The organism is Streptomyces sp. NPDC059256, from assembly GCF_042753785.1.
GTDB lineage: Bacteria > Actinomycetota > Actinomycetes > Streptomycetales > Streptomycetaceae > Streptomyces.
The window spans coordinates 80,906-105,471 of sequence record NZ_JBHYZO010000013.1; the positions used below are offsets into that span (position 1 = coordinate 80,906).

15 protein-coding genes and 1 pseudogene are annotated in these 24,566 nt (G+C 69.9%); 5 read left to right on the top strand and 11 right to left on the bottom strand.

Annotated elements, in window-relative coordinates; genetic code table 11:
- Positions 1 to 3: 3 nt before the first annotated feature.
- Both ACFXJL_RS24810 and ACFXJL_RS24815 read right to left on the bottom strand, forming a co-directional pair.
- Positions 4 to 810, bottom strand: coding sequence for an SAM-dependent methyltransferase (locus tag ACFXJL_RS24810; protein WP_384695750.1), 807 nt, complete (start codon positions 808 to 810; stop codon positions 4 to 6).
- Between the two features lie 65 nt (positions 811 to 875).
- Positions 876 to 1,118 carry a DUF397 domain-containing protein gene (locus ACFXJL_RS24815; RefSeq protein WP_358879969.1) on the bottom strand — a complete coding sequence of 81 codons (243 nt, stop codon included), beginning with the start codon at positions 1,116 to 1,118 and terminating at the stop codon, positions 876 to 878.
- A gap of 900 nt (positions 1,119 to 2,018) precedes the next feature.
- Between ACFXJL_RS24815 and ACFXJL_RS24820 the strand changes: the two genes are divergently transcribed.
- Entirely contained in the window at positions 2,019 to 3,332 is a 1,314-nt protein-coding gene (locus ACFXJL_RS24820) for an amidohydrolase family protein (RefSeq protein ID WP_384695753.1), read from the top strand.
- Between the two features lie 94 nt (positions 3,333 to 3,426).
- Here the strand turns inward: ACFXJL_RS24820 and ACFXJL_RS24825 are convergent, their stop codons facing one another.
- Both ACFXJL_RS24825 and ACFXJL_RS24830 read right to left on the bottom strand, forming a co-directional pair.
- Positions 3,427 to 3,948 (bottom strand): GNAT family N-acetyltransferase, encoded by a 522-nt coding sequence (locus tag ACFXJL_RS24825; protein WP_358879967.1) that lies wholly within the window; start codon positions 3,946 to 3,948, stop codon positions 3,427 to 3,429.
- Between the two features lie 183 nt (positions 3,949 to 4,131).
- Entirely contained in the window at positions 4,132 to 4,374 is a 243-nt protein-coding gene (locus ACFXJL_RS24830; protein WP_329026888.1) for a DUF397 domain-containing protein, read from the bottom strand.
- Between the two features lie 711 nt (positions 4,375 to 5,085).
- Between ACFXJL_RS24830 and ACFXJL_RS24835 the strand changes: the two genes are divergently transcribed.
- On the top strand, positions 5,086 to 7,482 hold the full coding sequence (locus ACFXJL_RS24835) for a penicillin acylase family protein (RefSeq protein ID WP_384695758.1): 2,397 nt from the start codon (positions 5,086 to 5,088) through the stop codon (positions 7,480 to 7,482).
- A gap of 217 nt (positions 7,483 to 7,699) precedes the next feature.
- On the top strand, positions 7,700 to 8,800 hold the full coding sequence (locus ACFXJL_RS24840) for a calcium:proton antiporter (RefSeq protein ID WP_358879965.1): 1,101 nt from the start codon (positions 7,700 to 7,702) through the stop codon (positions 8,798 to 8,800).
- A 52-nt stretch (positions 8,801 to 8,852) separates the two neighbouring features.
- Here the strand turns inward: ACFXJL_RS24840 and ACFXJL_RS24845 are convergent.
- The 3 genes and pseudogenes from ACFXJL_RS24845 to ACFXJL_RS24855 all read right to left on the bottom strand — a co-directional run bounded on the left by ACFXJL_RS24845 (position 8,853) and on the right by ACFXJL_RS24855 (position 12,535).
- Positions 8,853 to 9,863: pseudogene (locus ACFXJL_RS24845) on the bottom strand (homoserine O-acetyltransferase).
- Positions 9,864 to 10,012: 149 nt separating this feature from the next.
- Complete coding sequence (locus ACFXJL_RS24850; protein ID WP_329026881.1) at positions 10,013 to 11,371, bottom strand: bifunctional o-acetylhomoserine/o-acetylserine sulfhydrylase; 1,359 nt, start codon at positions 11,369 to 11,371, stop codon at positions 10,013 to 10,015.
- Between the two features lie 684 nt (positions 11,372 to 12,055).
- On the bottom strand, positions 12,056 to 12,535 hold the full coding sequence (locus ACFXJL_RS24855; RefSeq protein WP_358879962.1) for a hypothetical protein: 480 nt from the start codon (positions 12,533 to 12,535) through the stop codon (positions 12,056 to 12,058).
- 399 nt (positions 12,536 to 12,934) lie between these two features.
- On the opposite strand from ACFXJL_RS24855, the gene ACFXJL_RS24860 reads away from it, so the two are divergent.
- The gene (locus ACFXJL_RS24860; protein WP_384695763.1) at positions 12,935 to 14,761 is read left to right on the top strand and encodes a serine hydrolase; all 1,827 of its coding nucleotides are present in this window, start codon (positions 12,935 to 12,937) and stop codon (positions 14,759 to 14,761) included.
- An 89-nt stretch (positions 14,762 to 14,850) separates the two neighbouring features.
- Here ACFXJL_RS24860 and ACFXJL_RS24865 read toward each other — a convergent pair whose 3' ends face one another.
- Together ACFXJL_RS24865 and ACFXJL_RS24870 are read right to left on the bottom strand one after the other, a co-directional pair.
- Positions 14,851 to 16,383, bottom strand: coding sequence for a phytoene desaturase family protein (locus ACFXJL_RS24865; protein ID WP_384695765.1), 1,533 nt, complete (start codon positions 16,381 to 16,383; stop codon positions 14,851 to 14,853).
- 203 nt (positions 16,384 to 16,586) lie between these two features.
- Positions 16,587 to 18,830, bottom strand: coding sequence for a tetratricopeptide repeat protein (locus tag ACFXJL_RS24870; RefSeq protein ID WP_384695768.1), 2,244 nt, complete (start codon positions 18,828 to 18,830; stop codon positions 16,587 to 16,589).
- A gap of 613 nt (positions 18,831 to 19,443) precedes the next feature.
- Here ACFXJL_RS24870 and ACFXJL_RS24875 point away from each other — a divergent pair.
- On the top strand, positions 19,444 to 22,374 hold the full coding sequence (locus tag ACFXJL_RS24875; RefSeq protein ID WP_384695771.1) for a BTAD domain-containing putative transcriptional regulator: 2,931 nt from the start codon (positions 19,444 to 19,446) through the stop codon (positions 22,372 to 22,374).
- Positions 22,375 to 22,443: 69 nt separating this feature from the next.
- On the opposite strand, the gene ACFXJL_RS24880 is transcribed toward ACFXJL_RS24875, so the two are convergent.
- Positions 22,444 to 23,715 carry an aspartate aminotransferase family protein gene (locus ACFXJL_RS24880; protein ID WP_384695774.1) on the bottom strand — a complete coding sequence of 424 codons (1,272 nt, stop codon included), beginning with the start codon at positions 23,713 to 23,715 and terminating at the stop codon, positions 22,444 to 22,446.
- A gap of 54 nt (positions 23,716 to 23,769) precedes the next feature.
- Positions 23,770 to 24,264, bottom strand: a complete 495-nt coding sequence (locus ACFXJL_RS24885; RefSeq protein ID WP_384642275.1) for an SRPBCC family protein — start codon at positions 24,262 to 24,264, stop codon at positions 23,770 to 23,772.
- Between the last annotated feature and the right edge of the window lie 302 nt (positions 24,265 to 24,566).

Below are 24,566 nucleotides of genomic sequence, written 5' to 3' on the forward strand. Positions count from 1 at the left end.
GCCCTACTGCTTGCGGGCGATGCCCACGTAGAGCGGGACCTGCAGGTCGTCGCCCTCCGGGGTGTCGACCGGTCGGTGCCAGTCCCCCACCAGCGCCAGACCCGGATCGAGGAGTACCAGTCCCTCGAAGAAGGCGGCGATCTCTTCCCTGGTGCGCAGTTGGACGGTGACACCGCCGCTTCGATAGACCTCCATGACCCGTGCCATGGTTTCGGGGTCGACGTCGGCGGTTCCATGGGACAGCACCAGATGACTTCCGGGCGCCAGGGGCGCGAGGAGGTCGCGTACCAGTCTGCGGGGGTCCTGTGCGTCGTCGATGAAGTGCAGGAGTGCCACGAGGGACAGTCCGACGGGTTCGTCGAAGTCGAGCACTTCACGAGCCGCGTCGAGGATCGCCTCTGGATGGCGGACGTCCGCCTGGACGTACTCGGTGCGCCCTTCAGGGCGGCTGCTCAACAGGGCTTCGGCATGGCGTAGGACGATGGGGTCGTTGTCGACGTAGACGACCCGCGCATCCGGTATGGCGCCCTGGGCGATCTGATGGAGGTTCGGCTCGGTGGGGATGCCGGTGCCGATGTCAAGGAACTGTCGCAGACCGCTCTGGGCGAGCTGTCCCACGGCTCGCTGCATAAAGCGACGGTTGGCCTGTGCGGCGGCCTTGGCCTGGGGGTAGAAGGTCAGGACCTGTTCGGCTGCCGCCGCGTCGACGACATGGTGGTCCTTCCCGTTGAGGAAGTAGTCGTACATACGGGCCGGATGGGGTTGGTGGGGGTTTAACTGGGGCGATCCATCGTCCGTTGTCGCTGTCATGTTCCGTCCTTGTCTCTCGTTGGTGCGGGTGCCTCGGATGTGGTGTCAGACGACTCCGTGGGCACTCAAGAGATCAGGAAGTCAGCGCCGCCGTCCTTGGTCCACTGGATGAAGACCCGCATCTCCTCCGTGGTGCAGACCAGGGCCGGGCCGTGGGGGTCGCTGGACTGACGCAGGGCGATCCTTCCTCCGGGGAGTTTCTTGGCCTCCACGCAGGAGGCTCCGTTGGGTCCGCTCCACGGCCGGTTCCAGTTCTCGTCGCCCAGGTCGGCGGCGGCGTGGTCGACATGGTGGATACGCGCGGTCATTGCATCTCCTTGTGGATGTCCGTCCCCGGGACATCTCTGAACTTGCTGGGGGGTGTGCTGCGGTCAACGCTCGGCGGGGCGGCGGTCGCGCGAGTGGAGTCGCGGAAGGTCGCGAACGGGGTCGGGGATGCTGATGTGGCCGGCCCGGCTACCAGGCTCGGTGGTGGCCACCACATCGTCTCCCCCTCCTTCGTGCAGACCATCCGTCGTCACGGGCCGACGAAGAGCTTCGCCGGTCCTTTCGCGACCGGGTCCGCCCTCCGACAGGGGCGCGCGGTGTCGTGGTCCGCCGTACCGATTCGTTCGACCGGCCGGTGTCCATCGAACGGCACCGACCCTCCGGCACACCGTCAAACGTCCCTGCCCGTAGGCCCGTTGGGGAGCAGTTTGCCATGAGTGAGGTGGGGTGCACAGAGCACTTCACGACAATGCACTGTGCATTGTTCAGCGTGTAATCCCGGCAGCTGAGAAGGCATGCAGGTCATCACCGTGTTGACGCACGCGACTGCACTACGACTGCCCCGATCTCCCGCGCCGGGGCACCTCTGGGCAGTTGGGGAACCGACGTGTTTCGCCATGGGCCCCGCCGCCGACCGAGTGCGTGGGTACGGCCCATGACCCGGAACTCCCGAACAGCGGGAGACACAAAGGGTTCTGGCCCCATGGCGAACGAGCGGCGCCTCAACGTCAGGACGGCTTCGGCCTTCGGGGCTACGACACCCCGACCACAGGAGCAGGCGCGGTACGCCCCTTTCGTCGTACCAGCCGGAACTGCACACTCCCGTGCATTAACTGTTGTCTGCACACATACATGCGGCTAGGGTCCTGGCCATCGAGCACTGATCGCGCAGCAGGAGAGCGAGCGCGGAGCCATAGCCACACCCTCAAGGAGCTAGGTCCATGTGCGTTGACCCCACCATTCCGCCCCCTCCCTCCCGGGTCACGCGTCGCGGCGTACTCGCCGGCGCGGCCGTCCTCGCGGGAGGAGCGGCACTCACCGGCACGGCCGCGGGAACCGCCTCAGCGACGGAAGGCGCTCGGACCCATCAGTCCCGCCCGCCCCGCGGGGGCACCTTGATCATCGACGGCGGTACGCTGCTTGACCCGCTGACGGGCCGGGTCACCGAGGATGCCGTGGTGGTCATCGAAGACGGTTCCGTCCGTGCGGCAGGCACCCGAAGGGCCACGCGCAACGACGTGGCGGCGGTACGCAAGGTCGCTCGCGTCATTCGGGCGAACGGCCGCTGGATCCTGCCGGGACTCATCGACGCCCACATCCACTTGAGCAACCAGACCGACGCCCACCGGGCCATCAAGCTCGGAGCGACGAGCATCAGAAGCGGAAGCACCAGCTTCTACCAGGACATCGCGCTGCGAGAGTTGGCGCGCTGGGCACCCGGACGCGTGCCGCGGATACGGGCGGCGGGCGTCTTCGTCACACCCAAGCTCGGGGACACGATCCTGGCCGACCCGGACCTCGCACCGCTCAGCCGGCTCAAGGACGGCGTACGCACGGCCGAGGCGCTGCGCCGGGTGGTGGAGGTGAACCTGTCCCGAGGCGTCGACGTCATCAAGACGCGGGTCAACGAGCGGGCCGGATCACCGACGGAGGATCCGCTGACCCAGGTGTACGACCGCGATCAACTCGCCACGACCGTGGCCGCGGCCCGAAGGGGCGGCGCGACCGTGCTGTGCCACAGCTACAGCGAAAAGGGCATCCACGACGCGGTGATGGCCGGGGTCAGCAGCATCGAACACGGGGTGTACCTCGGCGAGCGCACCATGCGGGAAATGCGGAGGAGGGGTACCTACTTCACTCCCACGCTCGCCGCCATGGCCAGTCTCGCAGCGGATCCGGACCCGATACTCGCCGAGCGCGGCAGACGCTTCCTCCCCATCGCCCAGCGCGCCGCGCTACGGGCCCATGAGCTCGGGGTTCCCATCGCCTCCGGAACCGACTCCTCGACCGGTGCGGTCGATCCGATCGGCCGAGAGGTCGAACTGCTGCGCGAGGCCGGGCTGCCCGCGCTGGACGCGATCCGTACGGCGACCACGGGTGCGGCACGGCTGGTGGGACTGTCGCGGAGCGCCGGACGGCTGGAGCGCGGCTTCCGCGGTGACGCCGTACTGGTCGACCGCGATCCGCTGGACGACGTGGCAGCACTCAAGAACCCGAGCACAGTGATCAGCTACGGCTTCCCCGTCGACGCCTGACGGGTCCGCGCAGGTCGTCGCCCGGTCGGGCCGCTCACCGGGTACGACCGGACCGTGACCCGCCATCGACCGTCGGCCTCACCTCGGCGGCGGGTCACGGTCCAACCCCAGCATCATCCGGCTCGTCGGACCAGGCGATCCGGTAGTACGCCAGGCGTTCGTCCTCGGCGACGCATCGCATCCCGACGGCTTCCATCACACGTCGGGATGCGATGTTGTCCCGATCAGCGTCGCCTTCGACTGCTGCCACACCCCAATCGCGCGCCGCCGCCAAGAGGCCCCGCAGCGCCTCCGAGGCATAGCCCTTGCCCTGCGCCGAGGGAGCCAGTCCGTAGCCGATCGTCACCGTGCCGACGGCGTTCGGCGGGCCGTGGAAGCCCACGCCACCGATGGCTCGGCCGTTGTCGGCGCGACGGATCTCATATCGGCCGTACGGCCTTACATCGCCTGTCCGGGCGCAGTTGTCGAGGAACATGCGAGCGCCCGTCACATTGCCGTCAGTGGGATATCCGGCCTCCCAATGATCCTCGCCCTGAGGTGTGCTCTCCACCAATCGCCGGGCCTCGTCGATGCTCAGTGGATGGAGAAGTAACCGCGTTGTGATCAGATCCGCCATGCTCCCGTGCCTATCACACGGGTTGTTGTGGACGCTCGTGCTTTTCGGGGGCGGTTGCCAGCACGCCAGGGAGCCGAGGACGAGCTACGGCTGCGTACCGTCCACGGGTGAACAGGGTTTCAGCTCGACGGACGGAGCGCCGTCCCATCGCACCGCGCCCACGACTGGAGGCGGTACCGCAGGTCAGGTGAGGTCGAACTCCCCCTCCCGGGCGTTCAGTACGAACGCCCGCCACTCCGCCGGGGTGAAGATCAGTGACGGGCTCTCGGGTCGGCCGCCGTTTCGCATGGCGATGAAGCCTTCGACGAACGCGATCTGAACGTCTCCCGTCCCTTGGGTACCGGAGCGCCAATCCGCTCTGCTGAGGTCGAGCTCAGGCTTCTCCCAACTCGAAAACATCTGCGTGGTGGTGGTGCTCTCGGCCACGTCCGTGCTCCTCCCGCATGGGTTCCGAGCCAGCGTAGCCACCTGTCGCCCTCCCGCACAGGCCGTCGACGCACCCGGCACGAACCGCACGATCGTCCGCCGAAGCCGCCGGCCCGGCCACCTGCCCAGACGTCCGGGCAGCCGAGGCGAATCGATCGTGATCGGTGCCGGGACAGCCGTTCACGACCGGCACCAGCCGGTGGATCTGGCGTTCGACAACACCACCGACACATCGGTGGATCCGCCGACTCCCCGCCTTTCCGCTACGGGAATCTGGGAGGGGGAGCCTTCCGACGGGCATCCGAGCAGAAGGACGACCCCTACAACTCTCACCCTAGACTTGAGGTTGAGAGTATGCCTTGAGGGAGCCCTGGATGACGAACGAACAGCGGCTCGCTGACGCCCGTCCATGCCCGCCGATGCCCGCCGACAGGCACGGCGTCAATCCGAATCCTTCCGGGACGAGGTCGAATCACACCCTCACTTCGAAAGGTTCCGGACTCCCTCAACAGGGGCGCGCGCGGCGCGAGAGCCCACCGGCCCCAGGGGGGCCCAAGCGCCGCACAGAACACAACCCCGACCTCGGTGAACCGGGGGCGCGCAAGGGATGACATACGCCCTCCCCCGTTGGCCTGATCGCCCCGTTGACAGGAAATGCCCGGGCTGACTGCATGGGGCGACCCCTGTCGTTCGCCCCTCTGGGGAGGCACCGTGTTGCTCCGTACCCGTACCGGACGCTGTGGACTCGTGGGCATCGCCCTGGCGATAGGGGCGACCCTCCTGCCGACCAGCGCGGCGGCCCGTAGCACCGAAGCACCCGATCTCCGCTTGTCCGGTGATGGTCCGTCCGCGGTGATCCGGTACACCGAGCACGGCATCCCCCATGTCCTGGCGAAGGACTACGTGGGGCTCGGCTTCGGCACCGGCTGGGCGCAGGCGGCCGATCAGGTGTGCGTCCTCGCCGACGGCTTCCTCACGGTCCGCGGCGAACGGTCCTTGCACTTCGGCCCCGACGCCGACGCGGACGATTCACTGTCGGCGGCTGCCAACAACCTCTCCAGCGATCTGTACTTCCGAGGGGTGCGCAACAGCAGGACGGTCGAACAACTCCTCGCCACTCCCGCACCGAGGGGCCCCAGCAGCGCGTCGAAGGAGCTGATGCGGGGCTGGGCGGCCGGATACAACGCCTGGCTGAGGCAACGTCAGATCACGGATCCCGCCTGCCGGAACGCCGCCTGGGTGCGTCCGGTGTCCGCCCTGGACGTGGCGCGCCGAAACCATGCCCTCGCGGTGCTCGGCGGTCAGGGACGACTCGTCGACAGCATCACCTCGGCGCAGCCGCCCCAGCGGGTGGGCGGACCCGCGACCGTACCCGTACCCGCAGTGGCAGCCGAGGCGGCGCGTCGGCTGTTCTCGGACGAGAGCACACGGAGTACGGGGATGGGCTCCAACGCCGTCGCGTTCCGTGGCGACACGACCGCCGACGGACGTGGACTGCTGCTGGGCAATCCCCACTACCCCTGGCACGGCGGACGACGGTTCTGGCAGGTCCAGCAGACCATTCCCGGCGTGTTGAACGTGTCGGGCGGAGCCCTGTTGGGCACCACGGTGGTGAACATCGGCTTCAACGAGAAGGTGGCGTGGAGCCACACCGTCTCCACCGGCGTACCGATGAATCTGCACCAGTTGGTGCTCGACCCCGCCGATCCCACCGTGTACGTCGTGGACGGTCTGCGGGAGAGGATGCGTCAGCGGACGGTCACCGTCGAGGTGCAGGGCGCGTCCCCCGTGACCCGCACGCAATGGTGGACGCGGTACGGCCCCGTGATCACCTCGCTCGGCCCGACGCTGCCCCTGCCGTGGTCGACGAACGTCGCGTACGCGCTGCACGACCCGAACGCGAGCAACCTGCGCCTGCCCGACTCGGCGCTTGCCCTGGGTGCCTCCGGTTCCACCGGCGAAGCCCTGCGCGCGCTACGACGGACCCAGGGATTGCCCTGGGTCAACACCATCGCCGCGGACTCCGGGGGCGGCACGCTGTTCACGCAGTCGCAGGTGTTGCCCCGTATGACGGATGAGCTGGTCACGCAGTGCTCGACACCCCTGGGGCAGGCCATGTACCCGGCCTCGGGCATGGCCGTGTTGGACGGGTCCCGCACTGCCTGTGCTCTCGGCTCGGACCAGGACGCGGTCCAACCGGGCATCCTCGGCCCCTCCAGGATGCCCACCCTGGTCAACGCTCCCTATGCCGCCAACTCCAACGACAGCGCCTGGCTCGCCAACGCGAGTCAACCGCTGACCGGATACGAACGGATCTTCGGCACGGTCGGCACTCCCCGATCGCCGCGCACCCGCGGTGGGATCGAGGATGTATCGGCCATGGCCACCAGGGGCGGCCTCACCGTGGCGGACCTCCAGCGTCAGCAGTTCGCCCATCGGGTACCGGTCGCGGACCTGGCGATCGCCGATGTGGTCCGGGCATGCCCCGCTGCCCTGCCCGATGACACGGAAGCCTGCCGGGCTCTGGCGAACTGGGACCGCACGGTCGGCGCGGACAGCCGCGGCGCACTGCTCTTCGACCGGTTCTGGCGGCGGCTGAGCGCCCAGTCGGCGGCAACGCTCTGGCGGACGCCGTTCTCGGTGACGGATCCGGTGGGTACACCCCGTACGGTCAACACCCAGTCGGCCCTGTTCGGACAGGCACTGACCGCCGCGGTGGCCGAGCTGCGCCAGGCCGGCATCGCCCTGGACGCACCGCTCGGACGGCACCAGTTCGTGGTCCGCAACGGCGAGCGCATCGCAGTCCCCGGGGGTACGGAGTCCCTCGGCGTGTGGAACAAGGTCGAGGCGCGATGGGATCCCGCCCGCGGCGGCTACGCGGAGGTGGCCATGGGGTCGAGTCATCTCCAGGCGGTGGGCTGGGGCCGGGGGCGGTGCCCGGTGGCGCGGACTTTGCTGACGTACTCCCAGTCGTCGAATCCGCTCTCGCCCCACTACCAGGACCAGACGACGTTGTACGCGGCCGGGAAGTGGGTGACCTCCCGCTTCTGCGAGAAGGACATTCTGAGCTCGCCCGCCCTGCGGGTGGTGCGGGTGCGTGAACGATGAGGCACACCGCGCGAAGCGGGCCGGCCATCGACCGCGGGCGGGGGCGGCCGGCTCGACGGTGAAGTCGATCGGCGGCGCTGCTCGGGGTGGACGGCCCCGAGCAGTCGCGCACGTCGACAGCCGGTCCGTTCCGGAGCGCTGGTGAGGGGTTGCGCTCCGCACCCCGTTGGCGCAGCACCCCGCGCGCCCGGCCCTCGCTGCTGGCAGCGTGGCGTGCATGAAGACTGGCGCACCACGGCTGAGATCCCAGTGGACCACGTGGGTGCCGCCCATTGCGGTGATCGCCCTCGTACTGGGGTGGGGTCGGGAGCTGCCCGGTCCTGCCGTTGCGCTCATCGGGGTATGTCTCATCGGTGCCGTGCTGGCCGCGGTGCACCACGCGGAGGTGGTGGCGCACCGCGTCGGTGAGCCGTTCGGCTCGCTCGTCCTCGCCGTCGCCGTGACCGTCATCGAGGTGGGGCTGATCGTGACCTTGATGGTGGGGGGCGGCGCCAAGGCGTCCACCTACGCCAGGGACACCGTCTTCGCCGCCGTCATGATCACGTGCAATGGGATCGTCGGCCTCTCGGTACTGGTCGGAGCCTTGCGCAATCGGGTCGCCGTCTTCAATGCCGAGGGTTCCGGCGGCGCCCTGGCGACCGTCTGCACGCTCGCCACCATGACGCTGGTGCTGCCGACCTTCACTACGGGTCAGCCCGGCCCCGAGTTCACCGGAAGCCAGTTGGCGTTCGCCGCCGGGGCGTCCCTGTGTCTGTATGCGTTGTTCGTCGGAGTCCAGACGGTGCGCCACCGGGACTACTTCCTCCCGGTGCGCTCCCAGGACCAGGCCGCCGACCCCGATGACCACGCCCCGCTGCCGAGCGACCGTGAGACCTGGTCGAGCGTTGCGCTGTTGGTGCTGGCGCTGGTGGCCGTGGTCGGCAATGCGAAGCTCGTTTCGCCGGCCATCGAGGACGGTGTGGAGTCGGCGGGATTGCCCACGGCGGTGGTCGGGGTGGTGATCGCCCTCCTGGTGCTCGCCCCGGAGACGCTCGCCGCCGTACGGGCGGCCCGTCTGGGTCGGATGCAGACCAGTCTCAATCTGGCCTACGGCTCTGCCATCGCCAGCATCGGTCTGACCATTCCGGCCATTGCCTTGGCGACGCTCTGGCTCGAAGGACCACTGGTACTGGGCGAGGACGCCACCCATATGGTGCTGCTGGTGCTCACCGCGGTGGTCAGCGCCCTGACCGTGGTACCGGGGCGGGCGACGCTCCTCCAGGGTGGGGTGCACCTGGTGTTGTTCGCCGCCTTTGTCTTCCTCTCCTTCAGTCCCTGAGCGGTACACAGAAGAAACGCGACTGGCATGGATATGGCCCCGGCCGCCCGGGTCACTCGGTGTCGAGTAGTTCCCCGACCAGCGCGGCGACCTGCTCGACCTCCATGAGGAACCCGTCGTGGCCGCAGGGCGACGTGATGGTGCGTACCCGGTCGGCCCCGGGGATGTGTGCGGCGAGGTGGTGTTGCTGCGCGAGTGGATAGAGCCGGTCGGAATCGACGCCGGCAATCAGCGTGCGGGCGCTGACCCGGCCCAGGGCCGCTGCTGTTCCGCCGCGGCCTCGACCGACGTCATGGCTGTTCATGGCCTCGGTGAGGACGACGTAGCTGCCGGCGTCGAAGCGGTGGACCAGTTTGCTGGCGTGGTGGTCGAGATATGACTGCACCTGGTAGCGACCGCCGCGCCAGGGGTCTTCCGCTCCCTGCGCCGCGCGCCCGAACCTGATGTCGAGTTCGCTCTCGCTGCGGTAGGTGACATGGGCCAGTCGTCGGGCGAGTCCCAGGCCCTGGTGGGGTCCGCGCCCGGGTCCGGCGTCGTGGTAGTCACCGCCGCGCCAGTTGGCGTCGGTACGGATCGCGCCCAACTGCACACTCGCCCAGGCTATCTGCTCCGCGCTCGCCGCCGCGGTGGAGGCGAGCACGAGCAACGAGGCCACCCGGTCCGGCCAGGACACCGCCCACTCCAACGCTCGCATCCCTCCCATCGAGCCGCCGACCACGAGGGCTCAGCGATCGATGCCCAGCTGATCGGCGAGGAGTGCCTCTGCCTCGGTCTGGTCCCGGGTGGTGACGAAGGGGAAGGCTCCGCCCCAACGACCACCGTCGGGGTGGGGCGAGGACGGGCCGGTGCTGCCCTGGCAGCCACCGAGCACATTGGGCGCGACCACGAACCAGCGGTCGGTGTCGAGGGCGCGTCCCGGCCCGATCAGCCCGTCCCACCAGCCCTCGGTGCGATGGCCGGGGCCGGCCGGGCCGCTGACGTGGCTGTCACCGGTCAGCGCGTGGAGGACGAGTACCGCATTGGATGCGTCGGGGGCGAGCTGCCCCCAAGTCTCGTACGCCATCCGGACCCCGGGGAGTTCCCCGCCGCTCTCCAGGGGCAGTGCCGAGCGCAGTCGGGCCCACTGTCGCCGGCCGGGCGGGTCGCCCTCCTGCCAGGCCCCGGTGGCGGGGGGCAGGAGGGCGTTCCGGGGCACCGTGTGGGCCTGAGGGTTCAGGATGCGCCCTTCGCCGCGCGGAATCCTGCTTCCAGATCCGCCTTGAGGTCGGCGATGTTCTCGACGCCCACCGAGAGTCGGACCAGCCCGGGGGAGGTTCCGGTGGCGGCGAGCTGCTCGGGGGAGAGTTGGCTGTGCGTGGTGGATGCCGGATGGATGATCAGGCTGCGTACATCGCCGATGTTGGCGAGATGGCTGAAGAGTTCCACGGCGTCGACGAATCGCTTGCCGGCTTCCACCCCGTCCCGCAGTTCGAAGGAGAGGACGGCACCGGCGCCCCGCGGGAGATAGCGCTGGGCGGCCCCGTGCCAGCGGTTTCCGGGCAGACCGGGGTAGTGGACGGCGGCCACTTCATCGCGCTGCGACAGCCATTCGGCGAGCGCCTGGGCGTTGGCGGAGTGCCGTTCGATGCGCAGGCTGAGCGTTTCGATGCCCTGGAGCAGGAGGAAGGCGGAGTGCGGTGCGATGGCGGGGCCGATGTCCCGCAGGAGTTGGACGCGGAGCTTGATCGCGAAGGCGCTGGGCCCCAGGGCCGGCCAGTACCTCAGACCGTGGTAGCTGGGGTCGGGCTCGTTGAAGTCGGGGAAGCGCTCGGCGTGCGCCCCGAAGTCGAAGGTGCCGCCGTCCACGACGACACCGCCGAGGGTGGTGCCGTGGCCGCCGAGGAACTTGGTCGCCGAGTGGACGACGATGTCGGCGCCGTGCTCGATGGGCCGCAGCAGATAGGGCGTGGGGACCGTGTTGTCGACGATGAGCGGGACGCCGGCGGCGTGAGCGGTGTCCGCCACGCCCTGGACGTCGAGGACGTTGCCGCGGGGATTGCCCAGCGTTTCGGCGAAGAGCGCCTTGGTGTTGGGGCGGACGGCGGCGCGCCAGGCGTCAAGGTCGTCCGGGTCGTCGACGAAGGAGACCTCGATGCCGAAGCGGGGCAAGGTATGGCGGAAGAGGTTGTACGTGCCTCCGTAGAGGGAGGTGCTGGAGACGATGTGGTCGCCGGCGCTCGCCAGGGTCAGGATCGCCAGGGTCTCGGCGGCCTGTCCGGAGGCGAGCGCCACGGCCGCCACCCCGCCCTCCAGGGCTGCGACCCGCTGCTCCAGGGCGTCCTGAGTGGGGTTGTGGATCCGGGTGTAGATGTTCCCGGGCTCCGCGAGCGAGAAGAGGTCGGCCGCGTGCTGGGTGTCACGGAAGACGAAGGAGGTCGTCTGGTAGATCGGGACGGCCCGCGCACCGGTGGTGGGGTCGGGTGCGGTGCCGGCGTGGACCTGCTTGGTCTCGAAGGACCAGCCCGGGCCGGGTACGGATGCGGTGTCGTCGGGCGTGTGACCGGCGGCGACCGAGTCGATGGGCTGGCTCATGGTTCTTCCTTCGGATGTGGTGGACGGTGTCGGACGGAGGGAGGTTGTAGGGCGTTCCCGGGGCATCCGCTGCACTGCTCGAAGAGGTGCCGGAGCAGGGGCGGAGTTTGCGATGGCAGCGCCGGGCTGACGGGCGCGGTCCGGCGCGGCGGTGGCCGGACGTCGAAAGCGGTGGCCGGCTCGGCAGGTCTCTCAACGGGCGGATGCCGATCGCGTGCGGACGGCCGGCGCGCGGATCGCCGTCGTCGTGAGGTGCCGTCGTTCAACCGCGTGCCCTTCCCGCTGCCGATGGCCGAGGGGTCCTGAGAGATCGTGCACTGCAACGTAACGACCCGGGGCGGTACCGGGAAGGGCGGCACCCGTTTCGCCACACTGCCGCAATACCACGGCAATATTGGATAAATTACCGAATGTACGTTCGGTGTTGATGCGAGCCTGTTCGGGCCCGTACGGGGTCGGTCCGCACGCAGTGGCCCCTCGTTCGGGCCAGGGCCGGACGACCGGGGGCAAGGGACCCGGCACCGTGGCCCAAACGGGCCGCGGACAGAGACGGATCGTGTACCCGCTGGGCATGCCCCGTCCGGGCGGGCTCACGGCTGGACCGGACTGCCTGTAGGGGCGAAACCGCGCCCTACGCGCATACAAAGATCAGGGGGTGCGGTTCCAGCGCCCTCCCACCGGAATTCACTCTCCCTGGAGGACCCGGCCGGCCGGTGTGCCGAAGTACCAGTGGCGCCCCGGTGGTGGCGGCGGCAGGGTGTCGTCCACCAGATCGGACATGGCCTGCCCCAACTCCACCAGTGGGCCGGGGGCCACATGGCGGGCGCCGCGCAGATCGATGGTCTGGCCGTCCAGCACGTTCCACCCGGCGACCTCGGCGAGATCGACACCACCCCGCTCGGTCAGCTGGACGCCCGCTCGTGAGACCCACCCCAGCAACGCCCGCTGTTCCTCCGCACTGAACTCGTCCAGGAGCACGGCCATGCTCGCCCCCACCACCGCATGCACCCGCAGCTGGTGCACCAACTCGCCCCACCACAGGGGACGCCGCTCCGCGGTGGATTCCTCGGCCACGCGGATCGCCTCGGCGAAGAGGACGCCCAGCCCCACGTCGTAGGCCCAGAAGAGCCTGTCCCCGCAGCAGACTGGTGTCGCCCTGCTCATCGATCCCGCCCCCTGGAGAGTCCGGCCGTACCCACCGCGGCCCGGCAGCGGTACCGCTCCGTGTCGCCAGGCTATACGCACGTGTCCCCCGTGGGGCGCGCTGTTGCGCCCACTGCCACGGACGCGGTAAGGCCCCGCCCCCTCGCATGCCGGAGTCCCGTGGGACGTGTTCCCGCGCACGGCACGGGGCACCCGATCCCCCAGGTGGGACCGGGTTGCGCCTCGACGCCTCGGCAGCTCTGATAAACCGTCGACCTGCGGGGCAGACGGAAGCAGCAATCCGCCGGGCGGTGTCATAGCGGTCGGAGTGTTGACAGCGCACGACTTCCGCAAGAAAGCTTCACTGCTATTCGAGGACCCGCGAATTCTCGGCGGATTCACAGAGGAGAGGGGTTCCGGGTGACCGAGGACACGACAGGCGCGGGAGTCAGCAGACGCCGGCTCGGAAGCGGGGCACTGGCCCTCGGCGGGGCGTTCGCATTGGCGCCGGCTTCCTTCGCGGACGCCGCAGGCTCGGACGACGGGCACGCCGACGGCCCGTCAGCCGAAGCTGCCCTTCGCGGGAGCGGGCCCACCTTGCGTCGAGGCACGCCCGGACGGGCCGGTCTGATCGGGGCGCACCTGGAGCAGTTGGTCACCGAGGCCGAAGCGTTCCTCCGTCCCTCCCCGCGCAAGCCCTGGTACGCGGGGGCGGTGCTGCTGGCGGGTCGTGGCGGCACGGTCGCGCTGCACCGCCCCATCGGCATGGCCGTGCGCTACGCCGGATACGACGAGCGGTCCGACACGGGTGTCGAACTGCCCGCCGAGCGGCAGATCCCCATGGCCGAGGACACCGTCTTCGATCTGGCTTCGGTATCCAAGCTGTTCACCTCGCTGCTGGCCGTGCAGCGGATCGAGCGAGGAGAGCTGAAGCTCGACGCCACCGTCGCCTCCTATCTGCCGGAGTTCGCGGCTGCTGGCAAGGAGGACATCACCGTCCGTCAGATGTTGACGCACACATCGGGACTGCGGCCGTGGATCGCCTTCTACCGGGAACCGACCCGGGAGGCAATGCTGCGACTGCTGTGGCAAGAGGCCCCCGTGAGCCCGCCAGGAAGCACCTACCTCTACTCCGATCTGAATCTGATCGCCCTCCAGTTGCTGCTGGAGCGGATCACCGGCCGGTCGTTGGACGTCCTCCTGCGCGAGGACATCACCGCTCCCCTGGGGATGCAGCGCACCCGGTTCAATCCGCCGTCGTCATGGCGGCCGAAGATCGCCGCCACCGAGGACTCCAGACCGCCTTGGTCCGGCCTCGACCGGGGGCTCGTCTGGGGCGAGGTGCACGACGAGAACGCCTTCGCGCTCGGCGGTGTCGCCGGACATGCGGGGGTGTTCTCCTGCGCCTGGGACCTGGCGGTGCTGGCCCGTGCGCTCCTGAACGGGGGCAGTTACGGGGCCGCACGCATCCTGCGACCGGAATCGGTCGAGCTGATGTTCCAGGACGCCAACACGGAGTTCCCGGGGAACGCCCACGGCCTCGGCTTCGAGTTGTACCAGCACTGGTACATGGGGGCGATGGCGACACCGCTCAGTGCCGGGCACACCGGATTCACGGGCACCAGCCTGGTGCTCGACCCCAGTACCGACTCGTTCCTGATCGTCCTGGGCAACTCCGTGCACCCCGTTCGCACCTGGCGGTCGGGGAGTGCGCCACGAGTGGCGACGGCTGATCGCTTGGCGCGGGCCGTCGCGGTGCGTCCACGACGGGGGCGCACCGCCTGGTTCTCGGGGATGGCCAACGCATCCGACGTGACGCTGACGCTGCCCGCACTACCCGTGGACTCGCCGTCGACCCGGTTGGTCAGTTCCGTGTGGTGGGACATCGCCCCGGGAGCGGGCCGGCTCAGATTGGAGGCGTCGGCCGACGGCGGCACCACCTGGCGACCGGTGCCCTTCGACACCGTACGCCTGGGAGCGCGTCAGCCGGCGGGGGACCATCCGGACGGATCGGTGGGCGGCTGGTCCGAACGGGTGTGGCACCGACTCACCGCCGATCTCTCACCCTGGCGGGAGACTTCGGTGCGGATCCGCTGGAGGTACACCACGGATGCACGGTCGGTCGGGCGGGGCGTCTACGTCGACGCGATCAGGGTCGAGGACCGGGTCCGCACGCTCTTCGACGAGCGGCGCCCGGCGGATACGGCCCGGATCGAGGCCGTCGGATGGACCGCGTCTGCGGACTGAACCCCAACGGAAGCCGAGGGCGCGGCCGTCGCGGTGCGCGCTTTCACCGCGCCGAGTGGCCGGCCCGGCGTTGGGCCCAGGATGGCAGTTCACCGGCCCAGTACCGCCATGGCCGCATTGTGTCCGGGCACCCCGCTGACTCCCCCGCCGCGCACCGCGCCGGCACCGCACAGCAGCACATTGGGATGCTCCGTCTCGACGCCCCAACGCCCGCTGGAGTCGGTGGCATAGGGGAAACTGAGGTCACGGTGGAAGATATGCCCACCCGGAAGACGAAGTTCCTGCTCCAGGTCGAGCGGGCTGCGGGCCTCGATACAGGGTTCGCCCTGCTCGTCGGTGGCGAGGCAGTCCCGGATGGACTCGTCGAGGTGGGTGTCGAGTTCTGCGAGGGTCGCTTCGAGGAGTTCGGCGCGGGCTCGCGCGGGCTCGGTGGCGAACAATCGTGCGGGAGTGTGGAGTCCGAAGAGGGTGAGGGTGTGATAGCCGCGGGCCGCAAGATCCGAACTGAGGATCGAGGGATCGGTGAGCGTGTGACAGTAGATCTCGGACGGGGGTGCACTGGGCATGGTTCCCGATGCGGCTTCCTGATAGGCGGCGGCCAACTGCCCGTACCCCTCGGAGACATGGAAGGTGCCTGCGAAGGCATCCGCGGGATCGACCGTTCGGTCCCGCAAGCCGGGCAGTCGCCGCAGGACCATGTTGACCTTGAACTGCGCGCCCTCGGCCGGCTCCGGCGGTGACGTGCCCAGCAGAGCGGCCAGCTCCTGCGGGGAGGCGTTCACCAGGACATGACGGGCGGCCACCGTCACCTCGGCGTGGGGCGAACGGCACGTGACCTCTGCCCGCTCGCCGTCGGTGTCGATGCGGGTGGCCTCGTGCAGGGTCGCGATCATGGCCCCCGCGTTCCGCGCGGCGAGGGCGAGCGCGTCGGTGAGCGCGCCCATCCCACCGACGGGCACGTCCCACTCTCCGGTGCCACCGCCGATCACGTGGTAGAGGAAGCAGCGGTTCTGGCTCAGGCCGGGGTCATGGGCGTCCGCGAAGGTCCCGATCAGGGCATCGGTGAGCACCACGCCCCGCACCAGGTCATGGCGGAAGTACGTTTCGATCGCCGCGCCGATGGGCTCCTCGAACAGCACGCGCCAGGCCACTTCGTCGTCGATACGGGCCTTCAGCTCCGCGCGGGTGGGCAGCGGTTCGGTCAGGGTGGGAAAGACCCGGCCGGCCAGGGCGCCGGTCATACCGTAGAACTCCTGCCATGCCGAGAATTCCCGCTCTCCTCCGGTGAGTTGGGTGAAGGAGTCCTGGGTGCGACCGGCGCCCACGAGGAGTCCGCTGTTGCCGCTGGGGGTGTAGGAGGACACGCGTCGCCGTCGTACGGAGAAGCGCAGCCCGAGGTCGCGCACGATCTTTTCCGGCAGTAGGGAGACCAGATAGGAGTAGCGGGACAGTCGGGCGTCGATCCCGGCGAAGGGACGGGCGGAGACTGCGGCACCCCCGGTGTGCGGTCCGCGTTCCAGCACGAGGACGGAGCGCCCGGCGCGGGCCAGATAGGCAGCGGCGACCAGACCGTTGTGGCCACCGCCGACGATCACGACGTCGTACGAAGTGTGTGCGGGCATGGCCGGAACATAACCGCTGGGGCCGCTGTCGAACCACCACGGAGGGCGACACCTTGGTCGCGGTGTGATCACGGGCCGCCGTCGTCATGCGGTGTGCAGCTCGGGTCGGGGCTCGGGTCGGGGCTCGCCAGGGGGCCGTCAGGCCGGGACGGCTGCGGACGCAGCGTCCTGGAACGGAGGCACGGCCGCAAGGATCCCCCTTCTCAGCTGCCGCGTCTCTCCCGCAGTGCGGCGACCCGACGGTAGAGTTCCACGGCTTCCGCGCGCCGACCCAACTGCTCCAGGCAGTGCGCCTCGTCGTTGCGGCTCGCCAGCGCCTCGGGGTGGTCGATGCCCAATACGCGCTCCCGGGCCAGGGCCACCCCTTCGTACACGGTCAGTGCGTCGTTCCAGCGGCCCAACCAGCCCAGGCACACGGCGACCTCCCTGCTGCTCACCAGGGTGTCGGGGTGGTCGGCGCCCAGGACCCCTGATCTGAGGGAGCTGACGTCCCTGGCCTCGGTGAGTGCCTCCTCCCAACGGCCGAGCCGGCCCAGGTTCACGCCGAGGCCGTGCCGGGCGCGAAGCGTTTCGGGGTGGCGCGGACCGCTGAGTCGGCTGCGGTCCGCGACCAGACGCTGATAGAGCTCCAGCGCCTGGTCGGTGTGGCCGAGGCGACCGAGACCGATGCCCACCTCGTAGCGGGCGGCGAGCGTGTCGGGATGGTCGGCGCCAAGGGCACGGGCACGCGCGGTCGCCACCTGCCGGTAGGTCTCCAACGCCTCGGGCCAGCGCCCCAACTGGCCCAGGGTGTACGCCACCTCGTAGCGGGTGACCAAGGTGTCGGGGTGGTCAGGCCCGAGCACTCGGGCCCTGGCGGACGCGACATCGACCGCCATCGCGAACGAGTCCTCCAACCGGCCGAGCCGGCTGAGGCTGAAGGCCAGGTTGTGGCGGCAGCGGAGGGTGTCGGGATGATCGGGGCCCATGGTTCGCTCACGGGAGGCGAGCACAGCCGTGTAGATCTCGTGCGCCTCGAAGTGACGGCCGAGTTGGCCGAGCACGTACGCCGATTCCTGACGTGCTGCCAGGGTGTCGGCGTGGTCGGCGCCAAGGGTCTGCGCACGGCCGTCGGCCACGCGTTCGAACTCGCGGAGGGCGTCCGCGGCCCGTCCGGTCCTACTGAGGGTGAAGGCGACCTCGTAGCGGCTGGCGAGGGTGTCGGGGTGGTCGGGGCCCAGGGCGTGTTCGCGCTCGGCGGCAACCGCCCTGTGTACTTCGCCCGCCTCCTCCCAACGACCGAGGCGACCGAGGCTGAGTCCGGCGCTGTGCCGACTGGCGAGTACGGCCAGCGACTCGGGGGACGGGGTGGGACGCCTGGGTGCGGTGAGCAATGGCGCGGCGGCGACACGGCGGCTGTCGATCCCCGTCGTCCACTCGCCGGTCAGGCCGGCCGGGGGGTCCACGGGTTCGGGGCGCGCCGCGCCACCGGTCGCGCGGTGGCCGCCCGTCATGCCCGTGGTCCAGGTCGGCAGGGCCGGTAGTGCTCCTGAGTGCGGGGCGAACCGGACGCCGGGCGACCGTGCCTGGCCGCTGTAGGTGAGGTGCGGCACTGCCCGCTCGATCGAGGTGCTGATGCGGCGGCGCAGGTCCTTGGCGTCGGCCGGACGGCCGTCGGGCGCCTTGGCGAGCAGGTCGAGCACGATGCGCTGTAGGGGGTCGGGGATGTCGTCCCGGTGGGTGCGCAGCGGCTGCGGCGGAGTGTCCCGGTGACCCACCAGTACGGCCCAGGCGTCCTCGTGGTCGAAGGGGGGAACGCCGGTGGCGATCTCGTACAGGACGCATCCCAGTGAGTAGAGGTCGCTACGGTGGTCGACGGGGCCGCCGCCGATCTGCTCGGGCGACATGTAGTGCGGGGTGCCCATGGCGATGCCGGTGCCGGTGAGGCGCGAGGTCAGTCCCATGCTCTCGCCGAGTCGAGCGATGCCGAAGTCGCAGATCTTCACCTCGCCGTCGGTCAGCCGCATGATGTTGGCGGGCTTGAGGTCGCGATGGACGATTCCCCGCTCATGGGTGTAGGCAAGGGCGTCGGCCACCTGCTCCGCGATGTCGACGACATCGTGGACCGGCAGCGGGCGCTGTCTGTTCTCCTCCAGCAGCTGGCTGAGGTTGCGGCCTTCCAGCAGTTCCATGACGAGATAGAGCACGCCGTCGGACTCGCCGAAGTCATGGACGACCGTGACTCCGCGGTGTTGGAGGGACGCGGCGACCCGGGCCTCCCGGCGGAACCGTTCCCTCAGCACGGGCGCGATACCCGTGTCGGGGTGTGCGCCCATCGGCTTGAGGCACTTGACCGCGACCCGTCGTCCCAACGACTCGTCGACGGCCCGCCACACCTCGCCCATGCCCCCGCGTCCGATGACGTCGAGAAGCCGATACCGGCCTTGGATCAGCCTGGATTCCGCCATCGCGTCCTGTCGCCCCCGTCGCTCCACTGCCGCCCTCCCCGGCGCTCCAGTATGGCGTCCTGGCTGCGCAGTCTGTACGTCGAGGGGCTCGTGGCGGGCCCGAGTCGCCCCATCGCTCTCAAGATGTGACCTGCCGCTGCGTTGCGCGAGAGTGCGGCATGGGGCGTCGCGTCGGATGGGGCTGAAGTGATGGGACAGCAACCCGTCAGCGGGGGCGGTCCACAGATTGCCACAGGAGCGATCGGCCGGTCCCGATCACTGTCGAAGCCCGCGCAACGGGAATCCCGCACAGCACCCGGCTTCTGTCGGCGCCGGGAAGCACCCGCAGACCGGTACGAAACATTGCGCCGTCGGTGCCGAGATGCCCGCTACAGATTTCAAACGCACGGCAACCGGCCATTTCGCCGGGACCGACCGCACCCACCGGTTGATCGTTGAGATGATCCGGTGCCGAATGTGCAGAGGACGGATGGTGGTCGCATGAGCGTTCCGGGGACGACCGGTGCACGGTGAGGTCGGCCGTGGGGCCGAGTCCGCTCATCCCGGTGGGCAACACACCGGACAACCCCCCGCGACTGGGGACATGGCTGCCGACCTCGGGGAAGGAACGGGCATGGGCGACTTGCCCGCGGTGAGGTTCTCCCTCCTCGGAGCCGTGCGCGGCTGGCGCGGTGGCGAGGAGTTGGCACTCGCCGGCCCGCAACAGCGGGCGACGCTGGCCATGCTGGTGGTGGCCGCGGGGCAACCGGTCGCCATCGAGGAGCTCATCGACGGACTGTGGGGCCATCAGGCGCCCAAGGCCGCCGCCACCACGGTCCGCACCTACATCTCCCGCATCCGCACGGTCCTGGAGCCTGAGCACCGCGTCGCGGCCGGCCCGGGTCTTCTGGTCTCGGTCGGCACCACGTACGCACTCCATCTGCCGGCAGGCGGGGCCGACGTCACGGAGGCGGATCGAGAGGCGGCAGCCGCGGCACGAGCCCGACAGGAGGGCGATGCGGTGGGGGCCCACGGCCTGTTGCGCCGGGCCGTCGGACGTTGGCAGGGGACCCCGCTGACCGGCCTGACCGGGCCGTTCGCGGTGGCACAGCGGGAGCGGCTGACCCAGCGGTACCTGGATCTCCTGGAGTCGCGGATAGAACTCGATCTGGAGTTGGGCCATGCCGGCGCCGCCGTAGCCGACCTGACCGCTGCCGTCGCGGCGCACCCGTTGCGGGAGAGCCTGCGTCTCCTGCTGATGCGGGCGCTCTACCAGTGCGGCAGGCAGGCGGAGGCACTGGCGGTGTTCGCGGACACCCGGACGACGCTCGCCACCGAACTGGGCATCGACCCTGACCCCCGCCTGGGCGAACTCCATGAGCGGATCCTCCGCTCGGACCCCGATCTGCTGTGCGCCGCCTCCGGGGCTCCGGCCCCCGCGACCGTGCCCGTGCCCGCACAACTGCCCACCGACATCGATGACTTCACCGGCCGGGTGGATCTGGTCGCCGAGCTGAAGGCCCGGCTCACCCAACCGGCCGGCTCCGCGGTGCGGATCTGCGCCATCTCCGGCATCGGCGGGGCGGGCAAGACCTCACTCGCGGTCCATGTGGCCCATGAGGTGCGTGCACACTTCCCCGCGGGCCAACTCTTCGTGGACCTCGCCGGCGTCCAGGAGGATCCGGCGGACCCCGCGTCCGTGCTGGCCGCGTTCCTCCATGCCCTCGGCGTCCCCGAGAGCGCGGTACCCGACGGCTTGGAGGCACGCGCCGCGCTGTACCGCACCACCCTGCACGGCCGCAGGGTCCTGGTGGTGTTGGACAACGCGACCGACGCGGAACAGATCAGACAGCTGCTCCCCGGCTATCCGGGCTGTGCCGTGATCGTCACGAGTCGCGCACGGATGACCGCCGTCCCCGCGCACCCCGTCGATCTCGACCCGCTCGCCCCCGCCGAGTCCCTGGAGCTGTTCACATCCGTGGTGGGCCCCGAGCGGGTGGCCGCCGAACCGGAAGCAACGGAGGAACTGCTGGCCGCCTGTGGGCAGCTGCCCCTGGCGGTGCGTGTGATCGCCTGTCGGCTGCTCGCCCGCCCCGGTACGAGCATCGCCGAGTGCCTGCGCAGGCTCGCGGACGAGCGCCGCGGCCTCGACCAGCTGCGTACCGGGGACCTCAATGTGCAGGCGTGCTTCAGGCTCGGATACGACCAGCTCGATCCCGTACTGGCGCGAGCATTTCGGCTGCTGGCGCTGCCCGATGCGGCGACCGTCTCGCTGAGCTGCGCTGCCGCGTTGCTCGGCGTCGACGAGTACGACGCGGAAGACGTGCTCGACGCCCTCCTCGATGCCAGCCTGTTGCAGTCACCTCGGGCCGGAAGCTATCGCTACCACGATCTGTTGCGGCTGTTCGCACGCCATTTGAGCGCCGAGACCGACTCCGACACGGAGATCACGCACTGTCTGGCGAATCTGCTCGACTTCCTCCTCGCCACCGCCCGCAACGCCTATCGCGTGGTGCGGCCGGGGCATCTGATAGCCGAGCGGCTGACGCCTGAGGCATCGGAGGGGATCGGTTTCCGCGATGCGCACGCCGCCCTTGCGTGGTTCGACCGCGAACGGGACTTCGTGCTGCGGGTCCTGGGACAGACCGTGAGGCGGGCGCCGTCGTTGGTGGGCACGGCCGCGGACCTGTTGTTGGGGCTGGACCCGCTGCTGGAGCGCACCTACGCCTGGTACGACATCGTGGAGTTGGGCCAGGCGATCGCTGACGGCAGCCGGCGCGCCGGACTCGCCCGGGAGGAGGCCGGGGCTCTCTACATGCTCGGCGGTGGGCTCTGGCAGATCAGTCGGTCCGAAGAGGCCGAGGCCCCCATCGAACGGGCAGAGGCGATCTGCCGCGGCCAGGACGATCAGCTGGTGCTCGCCGAGGTGCTCATCGTACGAGCGCTGGTGACGGCCCATCGCCACGGCCACAACGCCAAGACGGTAGCCCTGCTGGCTCAGGCGCGGACCCTACAGCAGGCCACCGGCAATCTGTCGGCAGAGGCGAACGCGCTCGGCAATCTGACGTTCTCCCACATCATGATGGAGCAGCCCGACGAGGCGATCGTCACCAGCGGGGACGGACTCGCGCTGTACCGACGGCTCGGTGACTCCATGGGAGAGGCCCAGACCCTGATCCATCGCGGCACTGCGTGGAGGCAGCTCGGTGATACGGAGGCCGCCATGCGTTGCTATGCGGCGTCCTTGGAGCTGAGTCGGGAGTTGGGCATGCGGTATCTGGAGGCCCACGTCCTGCATCGGATCGCGGAGACCCATCTGTTGTGCGCGGACGCCCAGGCCGCGGCGGGCGCCGCCGAACAGGCCGTGGAGATCGGTCGGGAGACGGCGATGACCAGGGCTGAGGCCCGCGCGCTGGCTACGCTCGGCGAGGCGCTCGCCGAACTCGGACAGCGCGACCGGGCGATCGCCTGTGTACGGGAGTCAGTGGCGTTGTACCGGGGACTCGGTGCGGTCGACGGCGACAAGGCGGAACAGACCCTGCGGCGGCTGACCGCGGAACCGTGATCCACGGGGGGTGCCACCCCGACGTCGTACGAAGGGTGTACCCGGGTCATGTCGGATGGTGATCACGCATCAGAAGGTCCCGCAGCGGGCCACATCGGTCAGTGCGCTGTCGAGAACGCCCAGTGCCTGGTCGAGTTCGGCGTGGGTGGTGGTGAGCGGAGGGAGCAGCCGTACGCTCCGGGGATCGCTGAGGCACGGCGATACCAGGAGGCCCGCATCGGCCAGCCTCACCATGACCTCGCCGGCCATGTGCGGGGCGGTGAATCCGATGCTCCAGAGCAGCCCGCGGCCTCGGAATCCGCTGAGCATCCTGGGGTGGAGATCGTGGAGTCCGCGCAACCCGTTGGCCAGCCCATCGGCCAGCGATCGTCCATGCTCGGCGAGTCCTTCGATCGCGTCCAGAGCGGCCGGGAGCGCGGCGCAGCTGAGGGGGTGCCCCCCGAAGGTGGTGGTGTGCAGCAGGGGGTCCGCGCCGAGCGGTCGATAAAGCACCTCCGTACAGACCACGGCGGACAGGGGCATCACTCCGCCGCCCAGTGGTCCGCCGGTCAGGACGGCGTCCACGGGGAGCCCTTCGGCAAGGGCGACCGAGCGTTCACCGCACCGGCGCAGCCCGCTCTGGATCTCGTCCGCGATGACGAAGGCACCGTGGGCCCTGGCATCGAGTGCCCAGCGGTGCAGCACGTCCGTCGGTAGGGGAAGGGCGCCGTTCTCCCCCTGTACGGGTTCGAAGACGAGGGCCGCGACCGGCCCCCGCGCGATCTCGTCCATGACGGCGGCGGGTTCGAACGGATCCAGGTGGACGGTCTGTGACACACAGCCGCGCAACCCGGCCCGCAATCCGGGGTGGTGCGTCAGCGCGAGTGCGCCGAGCGAGGTGCCGTGGTAGCCGCCCCGTACCGCAAGCACCCGGTCCCTACCGGTGGCGAGGCGGGCCAGTTTGACCGCTGCTTCCACGGCGTCGGAGCCGTTCAGACCGAAATGGACCTTGGGCAGGGCGCCGCCGAAGTAGTCGACGAGGGTGGCGGCGGCCTCCGCGGTGACCGGGTTGGCGAGCGCCCGGGTGGAGGTGGGCATCGTCGCCAACTGGCGGTGTACGGCCTCGACGACACCGGGGTGGCGGTGTCCGAGGAGGGCGACCGAGTAGGACCCGAAGTCAAGGGCGGTGCGCCGGTCCGAGAGGGTGATCGAGGCTCCTGCGGCAGAGGCTTCGACGGCTCCGTTGCCCATCGATTCCGCGGTCAGCGCGACCCCGCGTGACAGATGGCGTCGAAGCCGGTCGAAGGTGGCGCCGGGCTGGGCGGTGGCGATCTGGGGCGGGGACTGCGGGCTGGCGGCCACGCGCGACCTCCTGTGAGCGGGCTACGGATGTACGGGCGGGGCGGGGGTGGTGGATCAGTGCAGCGCGCTCGACAGCAGGCGTGGTTGGAGGGAGGCGACCATGAGGTGGGCGTTCTCCCAGAGCCCGCTGGCCAATGTGGGGCTGAGCCGTTCGGCGAGCGAGGCGTCCCCGATCTGGAACTCGGCGTACAGCGTGAGGAGGCTGCCCCCGACGCCTGCGGGGCGGACGGCCCAGTGACCGGTGAAGCAGCGCAGGTCACCGCCGACGCGGTGGAAGTAGAGCCGGCTGGCGCGGGTGTCGATCTGCTCGATCTGGGTCCATTGGAGGCCGACATCGCCCCACTGCATGCGCCAGGCGGTCATCCGGTGCTCGGGCCCCGCCTGTTCCACGATGTCGGCGAGGACGATGTTCTCCGAGCAGCTGCTGTGCCGGTCCACGTCAATGACCGCCGACCAGAGGTGGGCGGGCGCCAGGGCGGTGTGGAGTTCGACGACGACACAGTGCATGGCGGCCTTCTTTCCGTGGTGCGCGGCGGTGCGGAGCTTCATGGGGCGGGCTCGATGGCACCCGGGCGGCCGGGGCCCTTGCGCTGTGCAACAGCAGGTTCGTGTAGGTCTCCGGCCGTGGTCGGGTCGAGTACACGCGATTGACTCCCGTCGCTCGGTGCTTGCGCGGCGGGGATCTGAGCGGACGGCGAGGTGGTTGTTGTACGGGCAGGGGCGTCGGGTGAGGTGAGGAGGGGTGGGGGGGCGGGGGGGGGGCGGGCCCGCCCCACCCCAACCCGGGGGGTGTGGGTGTTACGCGGGGGGTAGCCCGCAGGCGGGCCAAGCTGGGTTAGTAAACCCACAAA

Excerpts from the sequence above, each read along its gene's own strand:
- ACFXJL_RS24810 (WP_384695750.1), bottom strand. The coding sequence starts at position 810 with ATGACAGCGACAACGGACGATGGATCGCCCCAGTTAAACCCCCACCAA.
- ACFXJL_RS24815 (WP_358879969.1), bottom strand. The coding sequence starts at position 1,118 with ATGACCGCGCGTATCCACCATGTCGACCACGCCGCCGCCGACCTGGGC.
- ACFXJL_RS24820 (WP_384695753.1), top strand. The coding sequence starts at position 2,019 with ATGTGCGTTGACCCCACCATTCCGCCCCCTCCCTCCCGGGTCACGCGT.
- ACFXJL_RS24825 (WP_358879967.1), bottom strand. The coding sequence starts at position 3,948 with ATGGCGGATCTGATCACAACGCGGTTACTTCTCCATCCACTGAGCATC.
- ACFXJL_RS24840 (WP_358879965.1), top strand. The coding sequence starts at position 7,700 with ATGAAGACTGGCGCACCACGGCTGAGATCCCAGTGGACCACGTGGGTG.
- ACFXJL_RS24850 (WP_329026881.1), bottom strand. The coding sequence starts at position 11,371 with ATGAGCCAGCCCATCGACTCGGTCGCCGCCGGTCACACGCCCGACGAC.
- ACFXJL_RS24855 (WP_358879962.1), bottom strand. The coding sequence starts at position 12,535 with ATGAGCAGGGCGACACCAGTCTGCTGCGGGGACAGGCTCTTCTGGGCC.
- ACFXJL_RS24865 (WP_384695765.1), bottom strand. The coding sequence starts at position 16,383 with ATGCCCGCACACACTTCGTACGACGTCGTGATCGTCGGCGGTGGCCAC.
- ACFXJL_RS24870 (WP_384695768.1), bottom strand. The coding sequence starts at position 18,830 with ATGGCGGAATCCAGGCTGATCCAAGGCCGGTATCGGCTTCTCGACGTC.
- ACFXJL_RS24875 (WP_384695771.1), top strand. The coding sequence starts at position 19,444 with ATGGGCGACTTGCCCGCGGTGAGGTTCTCCCTCCTCGGAGCCGTGCGC.
- ACFXJL_RS24885 (WP_384642275.1), bottom strand. The coding sequence starts at position 24,264 with ATGAAGCTCCGCACCGCCGCGCACCACGGAAAGAAGGCCGCCATGCAC.